We start from the raw sequence: 3,850 nt of genomic DNA, 5'->3' as shown, positions 1-3,850 counted from the left end.
TGAAGGAGCTGGTACGCGGTCGTCCAGCTCAAGATCAGCGTCGCCGCTTCTGCCGCGTCGATGCCCGCCGGCAGGCGAGTCAGATGGTCTGCCCGGAGCGTGCGATAGGCGGCATTCGACCCGACGACCGTCATGTCGGCTACGCGGTCGCCAAGCTGAAAGCCGATCACGCCATCGCCGAGCTGATCGATTTCCCCGACGACGTCATAGCCCAGCGCGAACGGCGGCTTCAGGTTCATCGTTTGCGGGTAGAGGTGACGCCGGATTACGACGTCGGTGTACACCACGCTCGATGCGAGCACGCGGACCCGCACCTCACCCCGGCCGGCCGTCGGGAGGGGAACGTCGACCACCTCCAAGTCATCGGCGCTGCCGTAGCGCCTGACTTGAACGACCGGATTGTGTGGCGCCGTCATGGACGGACTCCTGGCAAACTGTCCTATTCCTCGTAATGAAGAGGGCACGTCATTGATGAGGATCAATGGGTCAGCCCTGCTGATACAAAGCACCCGCATGACCCGTCAGGCAGAGATGTCGGCTCTTGGCCTTCCCCGAAAGAAGTATGCGAAACTGCCGAGGGTCGGGGCCACGGACGCCGCGGATTTGCGAGTACAGGCCCAGGATCGCGAAAGCAAGCAAGTGGAGGAACCGATGAAGCCGCAGGATGTGCTCGCCCAACCGTCGCTCGTGCTGACCGACGATCAGCGCCGCCGCTTCTTCGAGGACGGCTTTCTCGTTCTGCCCGACTACGTGCCGACGCCGTGGCTCGCGCGCCTGCGCGCCGCCATGGCCGAACTGCTCGAGCGCAGCCGCTCGGTGACGCAGAGCGATGCGATCTATGTCCTCGAAGAGGGCCATTCCGCGGACGAGCCGCGCCTGCACCGCATCAGCAGCCCGCAGGACCAGCATCCGACCTTCTGGGACTTCATGACCGATCCGGTCATGACCGACCTCGCTGCCGACGTCGTCGGACCAGACGTGAAGTTCCATCACGCCAAGCTCAACGTGAAGTCGGGCAAGGGCACGCAGGGCTTCGGCTGGCACCAGGACATTCCGGCCTGGCCGCACACCGACTTCAGCCCGGTGACGATCGGCGTCTATATCGACGGCTGCGCGCCGGACCAGGGGCCGCTGACGGTGGCGCGCGGCAGCCACAACGGGCCGCTGTTCTCGATGTACGACGACGCTGGAAACTTCGTGGTGAAGATCCATCCCCGCAACCTCGGCTGGCTCAAGGATGACGTGATCGTGCGTCTCACCGGCGGGCCCGGCACGACCCTGCTGCTCAACTGCCGTGCCGTGCACGGTTCCGTGCCGAACAAGGCGGCCGCCGCGCGGCCGCTGCTGCTGCCGGTCTACAGCTCGGCCGATTCCTTCGCCATCACGCCGAGCCCGATCCCCAGCCCGCATCAGGGCGACGTGGTGCGCGGCAAGCCGGCGCGGTTCGCAAGCTTCGACACGCGGCCAGTCGAGATGCCGCCCGACTGGCGCTTCGGCTACAAGCCGGTGTGGGCGCACAAGCGGCCGGGCTACTGATGCGCAAGACAAGAGCGCGCAAGACAAGGGGGGAGAGATGGCGACATTCGACGCGATTGCCACGCCGACTGTGCGCGTGGCCGAGCATCTGGAACCGGCGTTCGTGCATGTGGCGGACGTCGAGATCGCGGCACAAAAGCTCGGGAGCCGTCGCAAGAAGCCCAACATCCTCATCTACCTGATGGATGACGTAGGGTGGGGCGATTTCGGCTGCTATGGCGGCGGTGTCGCGGTTGGCGCACCGACGCCGCATTTCGACAAGCTGGCGCGGCAGGGACTGCAACTCACCTCGTGCTACTCCGAGCCATCCTGCTCGCCCTCGCGGGCGACGCTGCACACGGGCCGCGTGCCCAACCGCCATGGCCTGCACCGCCCGCCGATGTACGGCGAGCCCGGCGGCCTGCAGGGCGAGATCACGCTGCCGGCGCTGCTCGGCCAGGCCGGGTATACGACCCAAGCGGTCGGCAAATGGCATATCGGCGAGAATATCGAATCGCAGCCTCAGCATGTCGGCTACGACGACTTCTACGGGTTTCTCTCGGTGTCGGATATGTACACCGAATGGCGCGACCCGCACTTTTTTCCGGAGATCGTCTATTCCGATGCGCGCACCGACTGGGTGAAGAACATGCCCTTCAACCGCTGCTTCGTGCACGCGAAGAAGGGCGAGGCGGCGACCAACGTGGAGGAGGTGACCATCCCGGTCCTCTCCCTGCTCGATGAGAAGTGGTGCCGGTATTCCGAGGATTTCATCCGCAAGCAGGCCAGGACCGAAAGGCCCTGGTTCCTCTACCACTGCACGCGCGGCGCTCACTTCGACAATTATCCGCACGAGAAGTTCCTCGGCAAGTCGCCGGCCCGGCATCCCTACAAGGACACGCTGATCGAGCTCGACGACATCATGGGCCGTCTCGTCGAGGCGCTTCGCGAATCAGGCCAGCTCGAGAACACGCTGATCTTCGTCTCGTCCGACAACGGTCCGCACATGGAGACCTGGCCCGATGCCGCCTTCACGCCCTTTCGCTGCGCCAAGGGGTCGACCTGGGAGGGCGGCGTGCGTGTGCCGGGACTTCTGTTCTGGCCCGGCACGATCGAGGCTGGCCGACAAAGCGACGGGCTGTTCGACTTCAACGACATCCTGCCGACGGCGCTCGCCCTTGCTGGCGCGGACGAGCTGATGCCGGCCGATCGCTATATCGACGGCGTCGACCAGACGAGCTTCCTGCTTGCGCCGGAGGGCCTGTCGAACCGCAAGTACCACTACTACTGGCTGTCGCAGACTTTCTCGGGTCTGCGCTGCGGCGAATACAAGATGGTGCTCTCGGCCACCAGTGACGATGCGACCGATGCCTTCGGTACCGGCGGCTTCACCGGCGTGCTCGAACGCTTCGCCTATCCCCGCCTCTACAATCTCTATCTCGACCCGAAGGAGCAGCACAACTACCTGACACGCAAGCTCGCCTATATCGAGGCCTTTCAGCTCGGGCTGCGCAACCATCTCGCAACCTTCAGGCGCTATCCGCCGAAGAAGGTGATGGGCGTGAAGGTGGCAGACAGTCGAGCCTGACGCTTCAAGGCACCCGGTAGAACGGGTTGGGAAGCTGGAAGCCTTCTCGGCATAACCGCCGGCCAGATCGGAGGGCTGATCACCGACATTGGCGACGATCGTGTAACCCTGCTGTTCGATCCGGGCGCGGATCGGCGCCTTGAAGTCCGATGCCGAGGCGAAGTGCGCTCCATCCGGTACCATGTAGAGCTTCGAGTAGCGCGCATAGCCCGCCGTGAGCAGGTTCCGCTCTGTCGCCGCCCTCTGGTTCTCGGGGCGGCCGGTGATGAAGAACACGTGAACCTTCAGCGCGATCGCTGCCCGGTAGAGAGCAAGCGTCGGGGCAATGGCTTCATCGACGCCCAGCTGGTCCCAGGCCGCCCAACCGCACGGTGCATCCAGCGTCAGATCGCACGGACCGCCGATCGGACGTCCGAAATCGTCGCGCAGGATGATCGGCCAGTTGCTGAGCGCCGTATCATCGATGTCCAGCACCAATGCCGGGCGCGCCATCTCCGTCGCTCGCTGGCTCAGCCAGCCCTGCGCCTCGGTCGCGACCGTGGCGAGATCGCGATCATATTGCCCTGACTCCTTGTAGTTCAGCGCCGCGATCTTCGTGTCGCCCACGTTCGCGGGCTGATGCACGACGGTCGAAGGCGATTCGGATGTGCATGCCGCGAGGCCGAGAAAGAGAGATACCAGCGAAAGACATGACCGCATCTCCAACACCTGTTGCTTGCCCTTTGATGCCCTCCTGGCGGGGGCGGT

At 64.6% G+C, this 3,850-nt stretch carries 3 protein-coding genes and 1 pseudogene; 2 read left to right on the top strand and 2 right to left on the bottom strand.

All coding sequences use genetic code 11. From position 1 onward, the window contains the following. A partial coding sequence (locus VH499_RS16670) for an alcohol dehydrogenase catalytic domain-containing protein (protein ID WP_332053869.1) occupies window positions 1-416 on the bottom strand: 416 nt, incomplete at its 3' end. Window positions 417-651: 235 nt separating this feature from the next. Here VH499_RS16670 and VH499_RS16665 point away from each other — a divergent pair. Together VH499_RS16665 and VH499_RS16660 are read left to right on the top strand one after the other, a co-directional pair. Next, complete coding sequence (locus VH499_RS16665) at window positions 652-1,536, top strand: phytanoyl-CoA dioxygenase family protein (protein WP_332053868.1); 885 nt, start codon at window positions 652-654, stop codon at window positions 1,534-1,536. 37 nt (window positions 1,537-1,573) lie between these two features. Continuing rightward, on the top strand, window positions 1,574-3,103 hold the full coding sequence (locus tag VH499_RS16660) for an arylsulfatase (RefSeq protein ID WP_332053867.1): 1,530 nt from the start codon (window positions 1,574-1,576) through the stop codon (window positions 3,101-3,103). A gap of 105 nt (window positions 3,104-3,208) precedes the next feature. Here the strand turns inward: VH499_RS16660 and VH499_RS16655 are convergent. Next, window positions 3,209-3,802, bottom strand: a pseudogene (locus tag VH499_RS16655) (HAD family acid phosphatase); the annotation flags it as partial. Window positions 3,803-3,850: the final 48 nt, after the last annotated feature.

It is taken from the genome of Reyranella sp., assembly GCF_036558665.1.
Classification (GTDB): domain Bacteria; phylum Pseudomonadota; class Alphaproteobacteria; order Reyranellales; family Reyranellaceae; genus Reyranella.
Note: the sequence above shows the minus strand (reverse complement) of the source record. Positions and strands in the feature narration are given on the sequence as shown.